Annotated in this window: 18 protein-coding genes, 1 pseudogene and 1 other annotated feature; of the genes and pseudogenes, 16 read left to right on the top strand and 3 right to left on the bottom strand. The window is 49.6% G+C overall.

Annotated features, from left to right (window positions below):
• Positions 1-81: 81 nt before the first annotated feature.
• Positions 82-951, bottom strand: coding sequence for a fructosamine kinase family protein (locus UC15_RS08115; RefSeq protein ID WP_112287979.1), 870 nt, complete (start codon positions 949-951; stop codon positions 82-84).
• A 322-nt stretch (positions 952-1,273) separates the two neighbouring features.
• Between UC15_RS08115 and UC15_RS08110 the strand changes: the two genes are divergently transcribed.
• Positions 1,274-1,909, top strand: a complete 636-nt coding sequence (locus UC15_RS08110; RefSeq protein WP_112287978.1) for a transglycosylase SLT domain-containing protein — start codon at positions 1,274-1,276, stop codon at positions 1,907-1,909.
• Between the two features lie 23 nt (positions 1,910-1,932).
• Here the strand turns inward: UC15_RS08110 and UC15_RS08105 are convergent, their stop codons facing one another.
• Positions 1,933-2,613: a MarC family NAAT transporter gene (locus UC15_RS08105; protein WP_112287977.1), complete on the bottom strand. Its 681-nt coding sequence runs from the start codon at positions 2,611-2,613 to the stop codon at positions 1,933-1,935.
• Positions 2,614-2,902: 289 nt separating this feature from the next.
• Here UC15_RS08105 and thrS point away from each other — a divergent pair.
• From thrS to ihfA, 8 genes and pseudogenes are all read left to right on the top strand, one after another.
• Positions 2,903-4,830: pseudogene (gene thrS, locus UC15_RS08100) on the top strand (threonine--tRNA ligase).
• Between the two features lie 3 nt (positions 4,831-4,833).
• A complete protein-coding gene (gene infC, locus UC15_RS08095) occupies positions 4,834-5,385 on the top strand; it encodes a translation initiation factor IF-3 (RefSeq protein WP_013576136.1) in 552 nt (183 codons plus the stop codon).
• 94 nt (positions 5,386-5,479) lie between these two features.
• Positions 5,480-5,677, top strand: coding sequence for a 50S ribosomal protein L35 (gene rpmI / locus UC15_RS08090; protein WP_013576135.1), 198 nt, complete (start codon positions 5,480-5,482; stop codon positions 5,675-5,677).
• 40 nt (positions 5,678-5,717) lie between these two features.
• Positions 5,718-6,074: a 50S ribosomal protein L20 gene (gene rplT / locus UC15_RS08085; protein WP_056773451.1), complete on the top strand. Its 357-nt coding sequence runs from the start codon at positions 5,718-5,720 to the stop codon at positions 6,072-6,074.
• Positions 6,075-6,202: 128 nt separating this feature from the next.
• Positions 6,203-6,327, top strand: a sequence feature (Phe leader region).
• Positions 6,208-6,252 (top strand): pheST operon leader peptide PheM, encoded by a 45-nt coding sequence (gene pheM / locus UC15_RS25635; protein WP_134389264.1) that lies wholly within the window; start codon positions 6,208-6,210, stop codon positions 6,250-6,252. It overlaps the preceding feature by 45 nt.
• Before the next feature lie 98 nt (positions 6,328-6,425).
• Positions 6,426-7,409, top strand: coding sequence for a phenylalanine--tRNA ligase subunit alpha (gene pheS, locus UC15_RS08080; protein ID WP_112287976.1), 984 nt, complete (start codon positions 6,426-6,428; stop codon positions 7,407-7,409).
• Positions 7,410-7,423: 14 nt separating this feature from the next.
• The gene (pheT, locus tag UC15_RS08075; RefSeq protein WP_112287975.1) at positions 7,424-9,811 is read left to right on the top strand and encodes a phenylalanine--tRNA ligase subunit beta; all 2,388 of its coding nucleotides are present in this window, start codon (positions 7,424-7,426) and stop codon (positions 9,809-9,811) included.
• A gap of 4 nt (positions 9,812-9,815) precedes the next feature.
• Complete coding sequence (ihfA, locus tag UC15_RS08070) at positions 9,816-10,112, top strand: integration host factor subunit alpha (RefSeq protein WP_004089944.1); 297 nt, start codon at positions 9,816-9,818, stop codon at positions 10,110-10,112.
• Between the two features lie 387 nt (positions 10,113-10,499).
• Here the strand turns inward: ihfA and UC15_RS26165 are convergent, their stop codons facing one another.
• Positions 10,500-10,628 (bottom strand): hypothetical protein, encoded by a 129-nt coding sequence (locus tag UC15_RS26165; RefSeq protein WP_255563918.1) that lies wholly within the window; start codon positions 10,626-10,628, stop codon positions 10,500-10,502.
• Between the two features lie 270 nt (positions 10,629-10,898).
• On the opposite strand from UC15_RS26165, the gene UC15_RS08065 reads away from it, so the two are divergent.
• The 7 genes from UC15_RS08065 (at position 10,899) to arnA (ending at position 18,330) form a co-directional block, all read left to right on the top strand.
• The gene (locus UC15_RS08065; RefSeq protein WP_112287974.1) at positions 10,899-11,324 is read left to right on the top strand and encodes a DUF2502 domain-containing protein; all 426 of its coding nucleotides are present in this window, start codon (positions 10,899-10,901) and stop codon (positions 11,322-11,324) included.
• A 151-nt stretch (positions 11,325-11,475) separates the two neighbouring features.
• Entirely contained in the window at positions 11,476-12,483 is a 1,008-nt protein-coding gene (gene btuC, locus UC15_RS08060) for a vitamin B12 ABC transporter permease BtuC (protein WP_112287973.1), read from the top strand.
• A gap of 62 nt (positions 12,484-12,545) precedes the next feature.
• Positions 12,546-13,097, top strand: coding sequence for a glutathione peroxidase (locus UC15_RS08055; RefSeq protein WP_112287972.1), 552 nt, complete (start codon positions 12,546-12,548; stop codon positions 13,095-13,097).
• Between the two features lie 19 nt (positions 13,098-13,116).
• The gene (gene btuD, locus UC15_RS08050) at positions 13,117-13,872 is read left to right on the top strand and encodes a vitamin B12 ABC transporter ATP-binding protein BtuD (RefSeq protein WP_112288009.1); all 756 of its coding nucleotides are present in this window, start codon (positions 13,117-13,119) and stop codon (positions 13,870-13,872) included.
• Between the two features lie 353 nt (positions 13,873-14,225).
• Complete coding sequence (arnB, locus tag UC15_RS08045; RefSeq protein WP_112287971.1) at positions 14,226-15,368, top strand: UDP-4-amino-4-deoxy-L-arabinose aminotransferase; 1,143 nt, start codon at positions 14,226-14,228, stop codon at positions 15,366-15,368.
• Positions 15,368-16,348: an undecaprenyl-phosphate 4-deoxy-4-formamido-L-arabinose transferase gene (gene arnC / locus UC15_RS08040; RefSeq protein ID WP_112287970.1), complete on the top strand. Its 981-nt coding sequence runs from the start codon at positions 15,368-15,370 to the stop codon at positions 16,346-16,348. The genes arnB and arnC overlap by 1 nt, the downstream gene beginning before the upstream one ends.
• Positions 16,348-18,330 carry a bifunctional UDP-4-amino-4-deoxy-L-arabinose formyltransferase/UDP-glucuronic acid oxidase ArnA gene (gene arnA / locus UC15_RS08035; RefSeq protein ID WP_112287969.1) on the top strand — a complete coding sequence of 661 codons (1,983 nt, stop codon included), beginning with the start codon at positions 16,348-16,350 and terminating at the stop codon, positions 18,328-18,330. The genes arnC and arnA overlap by 1 nt, the downstream gene beginning before the upstream one ends.
• The last annotated feature ends 10 nt before the right edge of the window (positions 18,331-18,340 follow it).

The following is an 18,340-nucleotide window of genomic DNA, read 5'->3' as shown; positions in this document are numbered from 1 at the left end:
TTGCCAACGATGTAAAATATTTAAATAAGGCCTGTATTCACGTATTCAGGCCTTATTTTTTGACGCTAAACGAGTGCTGCGTTAATTGATGTCATCGTGTAGCAGTCTGTCTACCGCGCGTTGAGCCACCACCAGATGTTGACCGCCGAATAAATTACTGCGGTTAAGTAAATAATATAACTGGTAGAGAGGCTGCCTTGAAATGAAGCCATCCGGTAAAGGCGTTTTACTCTGATAGCCATCATATAACTGAGGTGGAACATTGGGATACAACGGCAACATGGCCAGATCACATTCTCTGTCGCCCCAGTAACAAGCTGGGTCGAAAATAACGGGACCATTATCAGATAACCCGCAGTTATGCGGCCATAAATCGCCATGTAATAGAGACGGCTGGGGCTGATGATTCTGTAAACGCGCATGTACTAATGCGGTGATATCTTCAATATTACCGAATGTCATGCCTTTCTCTGCCGCCAGTTGTAATTGCCAGCCAATCCGCTGCTCAGCAAAAAACGTGGCCCAACGCCGTTGCCAGCTATTAGGTTGCGGGAGTGTCGCGAGTTCATTATCGAAATCAAGACCAAATTGCAGCTGTTCACTCCATTGGTGCAAAGCGGCAAGTTGTTGCCCTAAAACATACGCATTGTGCGCATCCAGCGGTTTTTGCGGAATGTATTCAAGCAGAAGAAAGCTGTAATCACGGTCACTGCCCACTCCGTAGACTTCCGGCACACGGACGGTCTGACTACGCGCAAGCAGGGCGAGTTGATCTGCTTCTGCGGCAAAAATAGGCAACATCTCGCGCGCATTGCATTTCACGAATACATCCCTGTCGCCATAGCTCAGCCGCCATGCCGGATGGATTTCACCTCCAGGCAGTTCAACACGTTCGCGGATTTCAGCACTGCCAAGGTGTTCACTCAACAAACGATTGACGGCTTGCCACATGGTATTACCCCCTCTGACTGGCCCGATAATTCATTAAGTTAGCGTTTTCGCTGTTTCAAAAACCCGATCCGGCGCACGGCTGAATCAGATGATGACGTTAATTTATGCAATTTACGATGTTGACGGACTGAGAGCGTAATCAATGAATCTGTTATTTTCAGAATATGTGACATAAAAGAGGTTTTATATGCGGAATTGTCTTATCGACATGTTCCTAACCCCCTTGTTTAACAAAACAATAATAATAATAGACTAAAAATATATTCAGGTGTGGAAAGAAGATGTATATGCTACATCTCGTCCCAGTCGCGAGAGAGATAACGTGAAACCAAACATTCTTTATTTGATGGCCGCGCTATTACTGGCGGGTTGCGCTAAAGAAACACCGGTTCAAACTACGCGTTTTTTGAATCCATCACCGCTACCTCAGCGCGATGCTTCATTAATGCACCCGGGGCCTTATGGTGATGTTATTCACCAGGCGGCAAATACTTACGGCGTCGACGAAACACTTGTTAAAGCAATCATTCAGGTCGAATCTGGATATAACCCAACCGTTGTCAGCAAATCGAATGCGATTGGGTTAATGCAGCTAAAGGCCTCAACGGCAGGACGCGATGCCTACCGGATGAAAGGACGTTACGGTCAGCCTACGCCACGTGATTTGAAAGATCCGGCGGTGAACATTGATCTGGGAACGGCGTATCTGAGTATCCTGCAGCAACAGCTGTCGGGCATTAACAACCCTGAAACCCGTCGTTATGCGACCACATTAGCCTATGTGAACGGGGCAGGGGCATTGCTAAGAACGTTTGCGAAAGATAAAACCTACGCCATTGCGAAGATTAATCTGATGACGCCTGCTGAATTTTCCCAGCATGTGCAGAAAAACCATCCGGCACCTCAGGCACCGCGTTATTTGTGGAAGGTGAACAACGCTTATCTTGCCATGCGATAAGCGTTGATGTTACCGCCAGCAGTTCAGGCTGCTGGCGGTAATGTTTTGATGATTTCAAGGATCCCGTTAATCACAAACTGAACCCCCATACACACCAGTAAGAATCCCATCAGACGTGAAATCGCTTCAATCCCGCTCTTGCCGACCAGGCGCATAATCGCACCTGAACTGCGCAGCGTTAACCATAAAATCAGTCCGACTAAAAAGAAAATAATCACCGGTGCAACGGTAATAACCCAGTGCGGGAAATCAGAATCCCGTACGGTAGACGCGCTGCTGATGATCATCGCAATCGTACCCGGGCCCGCCGTGCTTGGCATCGCCAGCGGAACGAAGGCGATATTTGGCGATTCCTGTTTCCTCATTTCCTCGGTTTTATTCTCAATTAATACTCTTTCTTCCACATGGGGTTGTGGGAAAAGCATTCTGAAACCGATAAAAGTGACGATCAGACCCCCGGCAATTCTTAGGCCGGGAATTGAAATCCCAAACGTGTTCATAACCAGCTGGCCTGCGTAATACGCCACCATCATGATGATGAAGACATATACAGAGGCCATTAGCGATTGCTGGTTTCTTTCCTGTGTGGTCATTTTCCCTGAAAGGCCGAGCAACAGCGCCACGGTAGTCAGGGGATTTGCCAGCGGAAGGAGTACCACCAGGCCTAAACCTACTGCTTCAAATAACAGCCTGACTTCAGACATATGCTTCCCTTATCTCATGTTTCTCTGAATAGCTTATCTTGGAGGAGGGGATTACACGAAAAATATCCACATTAAGCAACACTGGTTGCTGGAAATTCGCACTTTACGGGTGTTAAACTCGTTGCCTGTTTTCACGTCGCATCCCGATACATTTACGTGATGTATTTCAGGGTGTCTATATTTGGCAAAGTAAAGCTAGATAGCGTGGATAACTACATGAAATTACACTCAAATATTTTTCTAGATGTGCTCTGTCGTGTGGGGCACCACTGTAGATTAAGGAATTAACATGCCTGTCATTACTCTTCCTGATGGAAGCCAGCGCGTTTTTGATCGCCCCGTTTCTCCTCTTGATGTTGCGCTTGATATCGGTCCGGGTCTGGCGAAAGCCTGTATCGCGGGTCGCGTTAACGGCGAACTGGTTGATGCAACTGATTTGATTGAAACCGATGCACAACTGGCGATCATCACCGCTAAAGACGAAGCCGGTCTTGAAATTTTGCGCCACTCCTGTGCGCACCTTTTGGGTCATGCCATCAAGCAATTGTGGCCAGACACTAAAATGGCTATCGGTCCGGTTATCGATAATGGCTTCTACTACGACGTCGATTTAGATCGCACGTTGACTCAGGAAGACATCGAACTGCTTGAAAAGCGCATGCACGAACTGGCTGAAAAGAATTACGACGTTATTAAAAAGAAAGTCAGCTGGCAGGAAGCGCGCGATACCTTTGCAAGCCGTGGCGAAGAATACAAAGTGGCCATTCTGGATGAAAACATCAGTCATGATGATCGTCCGGGCTTGTACCACCATGAAGAATACGTCGATATGTGTCGTGGTCCGCACGTACCGAACATGCGTTTCTGCCATCATTTCAAACTGCAGAAAACATCTGGTGCTTACTGGCGTGGTAACAGCGACAACAAGATGCTGCAACGTATCTACGGCACCGCATGGGCAGATAAAAAGCAACTCAATGCCTATATTCAGCGTCTGGAAGAAGCCGGTAAACGAGACCACCGTAAAATTGGTAAGCAACTCGACCTGTATCACATGCAGGAAGAAGCGCCAGGTATGGTGTTCTGGCACAACGATGGCTGGACTATTTTCCGTGAGCTGGAAGCTTTCGTGCGCATGAAACTGAAGTCATACGATTATCAGGAAGTGAAAGGTCCGTTTATGATGGACCGCGTGCTGTGGGAAAAAACAGGTCACTGGGAAAACTACAAAGAAGCAATGTTCACTACTTCTTCTGAAAACCGTGAATACTGCATCAAACCTATGAACTGCCCGGGTCACGTTCAGATCTTTAACCAGGGTCTGAAATCCTACCGTGATTTGCCGCTGCGTATGGCGGAGTTCGGCAGCTGCCATCGTAATGAGCCGTCAGGTGCATTGCATGGTCTGATGCGCGTTCGTGGCTTCACTCAGGACGATGCTCACATCTTCTGTACTGAAGAGCAGGTACGTGATGAAGTGAACAGCTGTATCCGTATGGTTTACGACATGTACAGCACTTTTGGCTTCGAAAAGATTGTGGTGAAATTGTCCACTCGTCCTGAGAAGCGCATTGGTACTGACGAAATGTGGACTCGTGCTGAGGATGATCTGGCAGCCGCGCTGACTGAAAACGACATTCCGTTCGAATATCAGCCTGGTGAAGGGGCGTTCTACGGTCCGAAAATTGAATTTACCTTGCATGATTGTTTGGATCGTGCGTGGCAGTGTGGTACCGTGCAGCTCGACTTTTCATTACCTGGTCGCTTGAACGCCTCTTATATTGGCGAAAGCAACGACCGTCAGGTCCCGGTAATGATTCACCGTGCTATCCTGGGTTCAATGGAGCGTTTCATCGGTATTCTGACTGAAGAATACGCTGGCTTCTTCCCAACATGGATAGCTCCGGTTCAGGTAGTGATCATGAATATCACTGATTCACAAGCTACCTATGTCGAAGAATTAACTAAAAAACTGCAAGATGCAGGCATTCGCGTAAAGCCGACTTGAGAAATGAGAAGATTGGCTTTAAAATTCGCGAACACACGCTACGCCGTGTTCCTTACATGTTAGTTTGTGGCGATAAAGAGGTCGAAGCAGGCAAAGTTGCTGTTCGTACCCGCCGCGGCAAAGACTTAGGAAGCATGGATGTTAGCGAAGTCGTTGACAAACTGCTGGCGGAAATCCGCAGCAGAAGTCTTCATCAACTGGAGGAATAAAGTATTAAAGGCGGAAAACGAGTTCAACCGGCGCGTCCTAATCGCATTAACAAAGAGATTCGCGCGCAAGAAGTTCGCCTCACAGGCGTCGATGGCGAGCAGATTGGTATTGTCAGTCTGAATGAAGCTCTTGAAAAAGCTGAGGAAGCGGGCGTCGATTTAGTAGAAATCAGTCCGAATGCCGAGCCGCCAGTTTGTCGAATCATGGATTACGGCAAATTCCTCTACGAGAAGAGCAAGTCGACTAAAGAGCAGAAAAAGAAACAAAAAGTTATTCAGGTTAAGGAAATCAAATTCCGACCTGGTACCGATGATGGCGACTATCAGGTCAAACTACGCAACCTGATTCGCTTTCTGGAAGATGGCGATAAAGCCAAAATCACCCTGCGTTTCCGTGGGCGTGAAATGGCGCACCAACAGATCGGTATGGAAGTGCTTAACCGCGTCCGTAAAGACCTGTGTGAAGATTCTGAACTGGCCGTTGTCGAATCCTTCCCTACGAAGATCGAAGGTCGTCAGATGATCATGGTGCTCGCACCTAAGAAGAAACAGTAAGGCTTCCAAGTAATCCTGCTGCGCGGTGTTCGCACCGCGCAGCAGGATTCGCCTTTCTGATTCATGTTAATAACAATGCGAAGTGGAATTTAAAATGCCAAAGATCAAAACAGTACGCGGCGCCGCTAAACGCTTCAAAAAAACCGCCAACGGTGGTTTTAAGCGTAAGCACGCAAACCTGCGTCATATTCTGACCAAAAAAGCTACTAAGCGTAAACGTCACTTGCGTCCAAAAGGCCTGGTATCCAAGAACGATTTGGGTCTGGTCTCTGCATGTCTGCCGTACGCATAAATACACTTTTTCATTTAGAATATAAAACTCAGGAGAGCATATGGCTCGCGTAAAACGTGGTGTGATTGCACGTGCACGTCACAAGAAAATCTTAAAACAGGCGAAAGGTTACTACGGTGCCCGTTCTCGCGTATATCGTGTTGCATTCCAGGCTGTTATCAAAGCTGGTCAATACGCTTACCGTGACCGTCGTCAAAAGAAACGTCAGTTCCGTCAGCTGTGGATCGCGCGTATCAACGCAGCAGCTCGTCAGAACGACATGTCTTACAGCAAATTCATTAACGGCTTGAAAAAAGCTTCTATTGAAATTGACCGTAAGATCTTGGCTGACATCGCAGTCTTCGACAAAGTGGTATTTGCCGCTCTGGTTGAGAAAGCGAAAGCAGCACTGGCGTAAGTCAGTTGAAAGAGGGAGCTTGCTCCCTCTTTTATATTTTGTGTTTAAAAACATTCTGTTTCGTTGTTTAATATCCTCTGTAGTGTCATCAGAACGTCAGCACAAAATTTACAACCGATAAGGTAACGCAAGCATGAATCCTGCTATTTTCCGTTTCTTTTTTTACTTTAGCGCCTGACTCAGGAAGGCTTTCGCGCGTAAGAGAAGAAACGAAAAGTAGCGCCTAAGCCTCCCTCGTGGAGGCTTTTTTGTATCTGTGCTTTATACACTAAGGTTCAGGGTCAAAATCGCGCCCTGATTAATCACGGTTATTTTACATCGGGCCATATTGGCCAGAAGAAGAGGAAAGCAATGCCACATCTCGCAGAGCTGGTTGCCAATGCCAAGGCAGCCGTAGAGAGTGCTCAGGACATCGCCGCGCTGGATAACGTGCGTGTCGAATATCTGGGTAAGAAAGGCCACCTGACACTCCAGATGACAACACTCCGTGAATTACCTGCGGAAGAACGCCCGGCAGCGGGTGCGGTCATCAATGAAGCGAAAGCGCAGGTTCAGGAAGCCCTGAACGCGCGTAAAAATACGCTGGAGTCTGCTGAACTGAATGCGCGTCTGGCTGAGGAAACGATTGACGTTTCCCTGCCTGGTCGCCGCATCGAAAACGGTGGTCTGCACCCGGTGACCCGTACTATCGACCGCATTGAAACCTTCTTCGGTGAATTAGGCTTTACCGTGGAAACCGGCCCTGAAATCGAAGATGACTATCATAACTTCGATGCCCTGAATATTCCGGGACATCATCCGGCACGTGCTGATCACGATACATTCTGGTTTGATGCCAAGCGTTTGCTGCGCACACAGACTTCCGGTGTTCAGATCCGTACGATGAAAGATCAGCAGCCGCCGATTCGTATCATCGCGCCGGGCCGCGTATATCGTAACGATTACGACCAGACTCACACCCCGATGTTCCATCAGATGGAAGGCCTGATCGTTGATAAAGACATCAGCTTCTCCAACCTGAAAGGCACGTTGCACGATTTCCTGAACAACTTCTTTGAAGCTGATTTGCAGATCCGTTTCCGTCCTTCCTATTTCCCGTTCACAGAACCTTCTGCGGAAGTGGATGTAATGGGCAAAAATGGCAAGTGGCTGGAAGTGCTGGGTTGCGGCATGGTGCATCCGAATGTCCTGCGCAACGTCGGCATTGACCCAGAAGTGTATTCTGGTTTTGCCTTCGGAATGGGAATGGAACGTCTGACTATGTTGCGCTATGGCGTGACTGACCTGCGTGCATTTTTCGAAAATGATCTGCGTTTCCTCAAACAGTTTAAGTAAGGCGGGAATATCACATGAAATTCAGTGAACTCTGGTTGCGTGAGTGGGTAAACCCAGCCATCAGCAGCGAAGCATTATCAGACCAAATCACCATGGCTGGCCTTGAAGTCGATGGCGTTGATCCGGTTTCCGGCGCATTTAATGGCGTGGTTGTCGGCGAAGTTGTCGAATGCGGTCAGCACCCAAACGCAGATAAACTGCGTGTGACTAAAGTGAATGTCGGTGGCGATCGCCTGCTCGACATCGTTTGCGGCGCACCAAACTGCCGTCAGGGCCTTAAAGTTGCCGTCGCGACTGTCGGCGCGGTATTGCCGGGTGATTTCAAAATCAAAGCCGCCAAGCTGCGTGGCGAGCCTTCAGAAGGCATGTTGTGTTCTTTCTCTGAGCTGGGTATTTCGGAAGATCACGACGGTATCATTGAGCTGCCGCTTGATGCGCCAGTCGGGACTGATATCCGCGAATTCCTGAAGCTTGATGACACCATTATCGAAATCAGCGTGACGCCAAACCGTGCTGACTGTCTGGGTATCCTGGGCGTGGCACGTGATGTTGCGGTGATTAATCAGCTGCCGCTGATCGAGCCGGAAATCAATCCGGTGAAAGCTAGCGTTGACGCCACAATCTCCATTGATGTGCAGGCGCCTCAGGCGTGTCCGCGTTATCTGGGCCGTGTGGTAAAAGGCATCAATGTTAAGGCCGCTACGCCGTTGTGGATGCGTGAAAAACTGCGCCGCTGCGGTATCCGTTCTATCGACGCTGTTGTGGATATCACCAACTTCGTGCTGCTGGAACTCGGTCAGCCAATGCATGCGTTCGATCTGAATCGCATCAGCGGTGGCATTGTCGTGCGCATGGCGCAGAAAGACGAAGCATTAACGTTGCTTGATGGCACCAAAGCGAAACTGGCGGAAGACACGCTGGTCATCGCTGACCATGAGAAGGCGCTGGCGATGGCCGGTATCTTTGGTGGCGAACATTCAGGTGTGAATGATGAAACGCAGGATGTCCTGCTGGAATCTGCGTTCTTTGCTCCGCTGGCCATCACTGGCCGTGCACGCCGTCAGGGTCTGCACACAGACGCTTCACATCGCTATGAACGTGGTGTGGATCCAGAGCTGCAATTCAAAGCCATCGAGCGCGCAACTGCGTTGCTGCTGAGCATTTGTGGTGGTGAAGCCGGTCCGGTCATCAACGCGACTTCAGAAGAGCATCTGCCAAAAGCGGCTACCATCACATTGCGTCGTGAAAAACTGGACCGTCTGATTGGGCACCATGTAGAAGACGCACAGGTAACCGATATTCTGACCCGCCTGGGCTGTCAGGTTGAGCATAAAGGTGACCACTGGGTGGCTGTCACGCCAAGCTGGCGTTTTGATATGCAAATTGAAGAAGACCTGGTGGAAGAAGTGGCCCGTGTTTACGGCTACAACAACATTCCTGATGTGCCGGTGAAAGCCAGTCTGGTGATGACTAAACACCGTGAAGCGAATTTGTCGCTTAAACGTGTGAAAAATCTGCTGGTTGACCGTGGATTCCAGGAAGCGATCACCTACAGTTTTGTGGATCCAAAAGTTCAGGCTCTCCTGCACCCTGGTGAAGAAGCGCTGATTTTGCCAAGCCCGATTTCGGTGGAAATGTCAGCAATGCGTCTTTCCCTGTGGTCTGGCCTGCTGACTGCGGTAGTAAATAACCAAAATCGTCAGCAAAGTCGCGTGCGTTTATTTGAAAGCGGCCTGCGCTTTGTCCCTGATACACAAGCCGATTTGGGTATCCGTCAGGACGTCATGCTGTCTGGTGTGATCTCGGGTACTAAAAATGAAGAGCATTGGGATCTGGCGCGTCAGGCAGTTGACTACTACGATTTGAAAGGTGATCTTGAGGCTATTCTTGAGCTTACCGGCAAAATGAACGACGTACAGTTCAAGGTAGAAGCAAATCCTGCGCTGCATCCTGGGCAAAGCGCGGCGATTTATTTACGCGGCGAACGTATTGGTTTCATTGGTGTAGTACACCCTGAGCTGGAGCGTAAACTCGATCTTAATGGTCGTACCGTGGTCTTCGAATTGTTATGGAACAAGGTCGCAGACCGCGTACTGCCTGATGCGAAAGAGATTTCTCGCTTCCCGGCGAACCGTCGTGACATCGCTGTGGTAGTGGCCGAAAACGTGCCCGCAGACGATATTTTGGCAGAGTGCAAGAAAGTTGGCGCAAATCAGGTAGTTGGCGTAAACTTGTTTGATGTGTACCGTGGCAAGGGCGTAGCTGAAGGTTACAAGAGCCTGGCTATCAGTCTGGTGTTGCAGGATACCGGCCGTACACTGGAAGAAGAGGAGATCGCCGCTACCGTTGCAAAATGTGTAGAGGCTCTAAAACAGCGATTCCAAGCATCCTTGAGGGATTGAACCTATGGCGCTTACTAAAGCTGAAATGTCAGAACACCTGTTTGAGAAGCTCGGGCTGAGCAAACGGGATGCCAAAGACCTTGTTGAGATATTTTTCGAAGAAGTACGTCGTGCTTTGGAAAATGGCGAGCAAGTAAAACTGTCTGGCTTTGGCAACTTTGATCTGCGTGACAAAAACCAACGTCCGGGACGTAACCCGAAAACCGGCGAAGATATTCCGATCACGGCGCGTCGTGTGGTGACTTTCCGTCCGGGACAGAAATTGAAAAGTCGTGTAGAGAATGCCACTCCGAAAGAATAAGTGAAAACATCAAAAAGGCCGCGAAAGCGGCCTTTTTTTTGGGCCGAATTTACGGTTCTCTGAAGGGAAATAATTTGCGTTAAATTGCGCAGGAAGTGAAAAGATTTCGTTAATGGGGTAGTTGTTTCAGGAATCGTCTGATAGATTAAATTTAACGTCAGGTCGAGGCGGAATATTATCTCCACCTTGCAGGTTGTTAATTAAGGGCTGACTTTTTAATCAGTGCTGTTTTATTCGGCTTTTTATATGAGCCGCAATAAATACAATGCTTGCATAAAACAAAAAAGGGGCCGAAGCCCCTTGATGTTAAACGCATTGGCAAATGTTTATATTCAGATTCGCAGTCAGTAAATAAACAAATGCAATGATGAAAATTCTTAATTAATGTTAGCGCCAGTAATAATGCGGATGACCACTGCCATGGCCGCCACCGTGACCATATGGCCCCGGGAAGATACAGCCACTGAGGCTTACGACAACCAGAGCAACACCAAACAAAGCGAGAATACGACGCATAAGAATGTCCTTTATTGGAATAAACAATTTTATTATAAATAAACGGCAGACTGATTATCGTCAGGCTTGCGTTAAGATTTGTTAGTATCGTAATAAGAATTGAATAGTTAATAATCTTCATCCTGTTGATGTATTTCAAACAGGATATGTTTGTATTTTTATTGTAAGGTCACAGCAAGTTATCCGAAAATACGCCGCACTCTTATATTCTCTGTCTTTCCTGCCTGATATAAAAAACACGTCATAAAAAATAAAGAAGGCGTGACTCTTATGAAAAAATCACTTTTATTGCTTTGTTGTGCACTGGCATTGCCTGTGATCGCGCAGGCAAATGTTTCTGTTGACGTTAACGTACCCGGCGTATCGGTTCATCTCGGGGATCAGGACCAGCGTGGCTATTACTGGGATGGTTACGACTGGCGTCCGCCGCAGTGGTGGCATGACCATCAGGGCCATCATTATGGTGAGCGCAATGAGCATGGTATGTACTGGCATGGCAACCGCTGGGATCCCAAACCGCCGCAGCGTGGTCATAGCAATCCGCCACACAACCAGCAACACGACCAGGGCCACCCGAACAACGGCAATCATCATGATAATGGTGATCACCATGATAATCGTGATCATCAGGGCGGGCATAATGACAATCACGGGAACGGTCAGCCGATCCCGCCAGATGGCCATCAGGGCCACTGATTCTCCCCTTCAATGAAGACTTTTCAGGCCGGTGCTTTGTCACCGGCTTTTTTGTTTCCAGTTTTTGTCATTATCCGGTTCACTCGCCAGAGCTAACTGACTAATATCGGTAGGATAGTCATCCACAGTGAGTCTCAGGAAACTTCCCTACATGCCCATTCCGCAGACCTATTCTGCTCTTGAACAACAACGTAAACGCCGTGACCGCCGCTGGCTGGTCGGGCTGAGCCTGTTGCTGGTAATAATCTGCGTATTCAGCCTGAGTGCGGGTGAAAACTGGTTATGGCCCGATCAGTGGCTGGGCAGTGAGGCGCGACTTTTTGTCTGGCAACTGCGGTTACCCCGGGCTATCGCGGTGATTCTAGTCGGCGCCAGTCTCGCGGTTGCTGGCGCAGTCATGCAGTCATTATTCGAAAATCCGCTCGCCGAACCCGGATTGCTCGGCGTTGCCAATGGTGCCGGTGTGGCGCTGGTATTGTGTGTCATGCTCGGCCACGGCATTTTACCTGTCTGGGTGATGAGTCTGGCGGCGATTGCAGGCGCACTGATTGTCACATTTTTCCTGTTAACGATTTCCCGTAAACGTTTGTTAACGAATGCCCGTATGCTGCTGGTGGGCGTAGCGATCGGTATCGTTTGCAGCGCTTTAATGACCTGGGCCATTTACTTCAGCAGTAATCTTGATTTGCGCCAGCTGATGTACTGGATGATGGGCGGGTTCGGCGGTGTCGACTGGAACCAGATCTGGCTGGCAATGCTGTTGTTGCCGGTATTATTGTGGCTGGTTTTTCAGGGCAACGCCCTTAATCTGCTGTCATTAGGTATCGTACAGGCGCAACAACTGGGGATATCTCTGACAACCTGGCGCTATGGGCTTGTTCTCGCAGTCGGCTGGATTGTCGGGCTGAGCGTGGCATTATCTGGCGTTATCGGCTTTATCGGGCTGGTTATCCCGCATATTCTGCGCCTTGCGGGTATCACCGATCAGCGCCGTTTACTGCCAGCCTGTGCGATTGGTGGCGGCAGCGTGTTACTTCTCGCTGACGTAGTATCAAGAATTGGTCTGTATGCGGCTGAATTGCCCGTCGGCGTGGTGACCGCCACGCTGGGGGCTCCGGTCTTCATCTGGCTTCTGATCAGAGTCGGACAAATCCGCTGATTATTTACGGCGGGTCGTCTATGCTCTCCCTTTACCTACCTGCAACTATCAGGATAAAAACGATGAGTAATGACATTTTTGACATCTCCCTGAAAACCATTGATGGCGAAACCACAACGCTGGGTGCTTATAAAGGTTCTGTATTGCTGGTTGTTAACGTAGCGTCACAATGTGGCCTGACCAAACAATATGAAAGTCTGGAGAATATTTATCAGGCCTGGCACGACCAGGGATTTGAGGTTCTGGGCTTCCCGTGTAATGAGTTTGGCGCGCAGGAACCGGGTACAGAAGAGGAAATCAAAACCTTCTGCACCACGAACTTTGGCGTGAAATTCCCTATGTTCAGCAAAATCAACGTCAATGGCGACAACCGCCACCCGCTGTATGCGGCGATGATTGCTGCCCGTCCTGCGGCGGTAAAACCAGAAGACAGTGCTTTCTACGAGCGTCTTGCGAGCAAAGGCCGTCAGCCTTTAAAACCCGATGACATCTTGTGGAACTTTGAGAAATTCCTGATCGGTCGCGATGGGACCGTTGTTCAGCGTTTCGCACCGGACATGACGCCGGAAGATCCTATTCTGATGGAAACTATTAAAGCAGCACTGGCAAAATAACTAAGTTATGGAAGCGCAGATGCTGGAATGTCGCGAAATTGCGGTTGAAGGGCGCCTTCAGGCGTTTAGTTCGCACATCACGCCCGGAAGCCGAATACATATTATCGGGCCGAACGGGGCAGGAAAGAGCACCTTACTGAACCGGCTGGCAGGCATGTCGGCCGGAAAAGGTGAGGTCAGTATCGACGGACAAAGGTTAGCTGAATTATCAGGCCCGCGTCTGGCTCGTCTGCGCGCCTGGCTTTGCCAGCAACTGACACCGGCATCCCTGATGCCGGTTTTCCAATATCTGTCACTTCATCAGCCACAAAATTCCGATCCTGAAGTGCTGGAGCGCACAATTGCACGGTTGTCTGCTGCGCTGCATCTTGACGATAAACTTGCCCGTCCGGTCACACATCTTTCAGGTGGTGAATGGCAGCGGGTTCGCCTCGCGGCGGTCTTATTGCAGGTGTGGCCTGACGTTAATCCCGACAGCCGGCTTTTATTTCTCGACGAACCGATGAACAGTCTTGACGTGGCGCAGCAGCAGGCGCTGGATCAGTTGCTCACGGAATTCTGTGCAGCAGGGCGTTCAGTCGTGATAAGTGACCACGATCTTAATCATACTTTGCATTATGCACATGAGGTCTGGCTGATGTCGGCGGGTGAAGTCATTTCAGCGGGAAAATGTCCTGATGTCATGCAGCCGGAAACACTTTCTGCGGTTTATAAAGTGGTATTTCAGGGATATGAACTGGCTGGTAGACACTGGATAATGGCGGCGATGGCGTAATGTATTACTTAATCAATAGCGGGGTAACTATTTTTTATCAGCTGTTAGGTTTTTGAATGCCCATTTTCTGTTCATAAAAGCAACAGTGTTTTCTATTTCTTAATAAATTTCATTTTTTAGTATTTCATTAAATACAATCCAATGCATTGTTTTCAAGACGTTTTTTGGTATTAATGTAATTTCTTTTCTTCTGGTTTAGTTTCTATTTAGCTTCACTAAACTGGAAAATCCTTAAGGTTAAATTAAGATTAAACCGACATCATAAGATTCATAAATTCATGACAGTGTTTACCTGTTGTTAAATAAATGCGGTCTAAAGTTGGTATCTATTAATTACCTTTCGGGATAGCGTAATGGAAAACTTTTTGCCTTTCTCCCGTCCGTCTATGGGCGAAGAAGAGATTGCGGCTGTGGGGCAGGTTTTGCGCTCAGGGTGGATAACCACCGGACCGCAAACAAACCAGCTGGAACAGGATTTCTCTGCCGCTTTCGGTTGTAAACATGCTATCGCAGTCAGTTCCGCAACTGGTGGCATGCATGTTACGTTGATGGCGCTGGGCATAGGCCCCGGCGATGAAGTGATTACCCCTTCCCAGACCTGGGTTTCGACCATCAATATGATTGTTCTGCTGGGTGCAGAGCCGGTCATGATCGATGTTGACCCGGACACCCTGATGGTAAGCGCAGAAGCCATTGCTGCCGCCATCACGCCGAAAACCAAAGCGATTATCCCTGTGCATTACGCGGGCGCGCCTTTAGACCTTGACCCGATTTACGCTGTCGCCAACGAACACGGTATTCCTGTCGTAGAAGATGCCGCGCACGCGGCAGGTACCCGTTACCGTGACCGCTGGATCGGCGCGCAGGGAACGGCAATCTTCTCCTTCCACGCCATCAAAAATATGACCTGCGCCGAAGGTGGCCTGATAGCCACGGATGACGACGAGCTGGCGAATAAAGTCCGCGCGTTGAAATTCCACGGTCTGGCCGTTGATGCATTTGACCGTCAGGTACTGGGGCGCAAACCGCAGGCTGAGGTTGTCGAGCCCGGTTTTAAATACAATCTTTCCGATATTCACGCTTCTATTGCCGTCGTCCAGCTTAAACGCCTGCATGAGATCAATGCGCGCCGTACCGAACTGGCACAGCGATATCTGGATAAATTACAGGGCTCACCTTATTTGCCAATGAATGTACCGGCTTACCCGCACCTTCATGCGTGGCACTTATTCATGATCCGCGTGGATGAAGAACGTTGCGGTATCAGCCGTGACGCTCTGATGGAACGCCTGAAAGAGCAGGGGATCGGAACTGGTTTGCATTTCCGCGCTGCTCATACCCAAAAATATTACCGCGAGCGTTATCCGCATCTGAGCCTGCCAAACAGCGAATGGAATTCGGCACGTTTGTGCAGCCTGCCGCTGTTCCCTGATATGCAGGACAGTGATGTGGACCGTGTTGTCGCGGCTCTTTTTTCCCTTCTGGAGGCGCAGTAGTGGCGCAATACGAACCAATCCGTAAAGTCTCGGTGGTTATCCCGGTCTACAACGAAGAAGAAAGCTTGCCGGCATTGTTATCTCGTACGCAGGCAGCCTGTAAGCAATTAACCCAACAGTACGAAATCATTCTTGTGGATGACGGCAGTTCTGACAGCTCCGGTGACATGCTCGCTGCCGCTGCAGAGCAACCGGACAGCCATGTTATTGCCGTTTTGCTCAACCGTAATTACGGCCAGCATTCCGCCATTATGGCCGGTTTTAGCCATGTGACTGGTGATCTGGTCATTACGCTTGATGCTGACCTGCAAAATCCACCGGAAGAAATCCCGCGTCTGGTCGCCACGGCCGATGAAGGCTATGACGTTGTCGGCACCGTACGTGCAAACCGCCGCGATTCCTGGTTCCGTAAATCAGCCTCGAAAATGATCAACATGATGATCCAGCGCGCTACCGGCAAATCGATGGGCGATTACGGTTGCATGTTACGTGCCTACCGCCGCCATATTATCGAAGCCATGCTGCATTGCCATGAGCGCAGTACCTTTATCCCGATTCTGGCAAACACCTTCGCGCGCAAAACGATTGAAATCCCGGTTCAGCATTCTGAGCGCGAATTCGGTGATTCCAAATACAGCCTGATGAAACTTATCAACCTGATGTATGACCTGATCACCTGCCTGACCACGACGCCGCTGAGAATGCTTAGCGTGGTGGGCAGTGCGATCGCCATTTTCGGTTTTGTGCTGGCGGTGTTTCTGATTTTAATGCGCCTCATCAACGGTCCTGCCTGGGCTGCGGATGGCGTATTTACGTTATTTGCATTGTTATTCATGTTTATCGGTGCGCAGTTTGTGGGCATGGGGTTACTCGGTGAATACATCGGGCGTATCTACAATGATGTCCGTGCGCGTCCCCGTTATTTTGTTCAAAAAGTCGTCGGCGTTCGTTCCGAAGATAACAGTCAGGAAGAAGAGTGATGAAAGCGATTGTATTTGCCTACCATGATATTGGTTGTGTTGGTTTACAGGCTCTGGTTGATGCCGGTTATGACGTACAGGCAGTCTTTACGCATACCGATGCCCCGAATGAAAACCAGTTCTTTTCATCTGTTGCCCGTCAGGGTGCTGAACTGAATCTGCCGGTTTATGCCCCGGAAGATGTTAACCATCCATTGTGGGTCGACCGCATCCGTGCTTTACAGCCTGATGTCATTTTCTCTTTCTACTATCGCAACATGCTGAGCGAAGAGATTTTATCTCTGGCGCCACGCGGCGGTTTTAATCTGCATGGTTCATTGCTGCCACGCTACCGTGGTCGCGCACCGGTTAACTGGGCGCTGCTGAATGGCGAAACCGAAACCGGCGTTACCCTGCATAAAATGGTTAAACGCCCTGATGCGGGTGATATCGTGGGGCAGCGTAAAGTCGCTATCGCTGCCGATGACACTGCACTGAAATTACACGCCAAAGTCCGTGATGCCGCTAAAGCGCTTCTGACAGATGTTCTGCCGGAAATGAAAGCCGGTAAGATCACGCTGACTCCGCAAGACGAGTCTCAGGCAAGCTACTTTGGACGTCGCACTGCTGCCGATGGTGAAATTCACTGGCATAAATCTGCCACTGAAATTAACAACCTGATCCGTGCTGTGACCGAACCTTACCCGGGTGCATTCTCTTATCTGGGTCAGCGTAAACTCACCGTCTGGCGCGCCCGTCCGCTGGATACTCAGCATGACAAACAACCGGGCACCGTACTTTCTTCTGATCCGCTGACTATCGCCTGTGGCGAAGGCGCACTGGAAATTCTGGCAGGGCAGAGTGAAAACGGCCTGTATGTTCAGGGTTCCCGTCTGGCGCTTGAACTGGGCATCATGCCGGATATGCGCGTGGCGACATTGCCAACCGCCGTCATGAAGCGTCGTACACGCGTGCTGATTCTGGGTGTGAACGGTTTCATCGGTAACCACCTGAGTGAACGCCTGCTGCGTGAAGACCGTTATGAAATTTATGGTCTGGATATCAGCTCTGACGCGGTTAGCCGCTTCATGGATAACCCGCATTTCCACTTCGTTGAAGGCGATATCAGCATCCATTCTGAGTGGATCGAATACCACATTAAAAAATGTGATGTCGTTCTGCCGCTGGTGGCTATCGCCACGCCAATTGAATACACCCGTAACCCGCTGCGTGTGTTCGAACTGGATTTCGAAGAAAACCTGAAAATCGTTCGCGACTGTGTGAAATACAAAAAACGCATCATCTTCCCGTCGACCTCTGAAGTTTACGGTATGTGTGATGACAAAGAATTCGATGAGGACCATTCCCGTCTGATCGTTGGCCCGATTAACAAACAGCGCTGGATTTACTCTGTTTCTAAACAGCTGCTCGACCGTGTTATCTGGGCATATGGCGCGAAAGAAGGCCTGAAATTCACACTGTTCCGTCCGTTTAACTGGATGGGGCCACGTCTGGATAACCTGGATGCTGCGCGTATCGGCAGCTCCCGTGCGATCACTCAGCTGATCCTGAATCTGGTAGAAGGTTCACCGATCAAACTGGTCGATGGCGGCGAGCAGAAACGTTGCTTCACCGACATCAACGACGGTATCGAAGCGTTGTTCCGCATCATCGAGAACCGCGACAACCTATGTGACGGTCAGATCATCAACATCGGTAACCCGACGAACGAAGCAAGCATCCGTCAGCTGGCAGAAATGCTACTCAAAAGCTTTGAGGCACACCCGCTTCGCGCCCAGTTCCCGCCGTTTGCCGGTTTCAATCTGGTCGAAAGCAGCACTTACTACGGTAAAGGCTACCAGGACGTTGAGCACCGTACGCCGAGCATCAAAAATGCCCGTCGTCTGCTGGACTGGAAACCTGAAATTGGCATGGATAAAACTGTCGCCGACACGCTGGATTTCTTCCTGCGTTCTGTAAACACTGACGCTGACAAAGCCTGATACGGTGCCA

This window comes from Rahnella sp. AN3-3W3 (genome assembly GCF_003263545.1).
GTDB lineage: Bacteria > Pseudomonadota > Gammaproteobacteria > Enterobacterales > Enterobacteriaceae > Rahnella > Rahnella variigena.
Note: the sequence above shows the minus strand (reverse complement) of the source record. Positions and strands in the feature narration are given on the sequence as shown.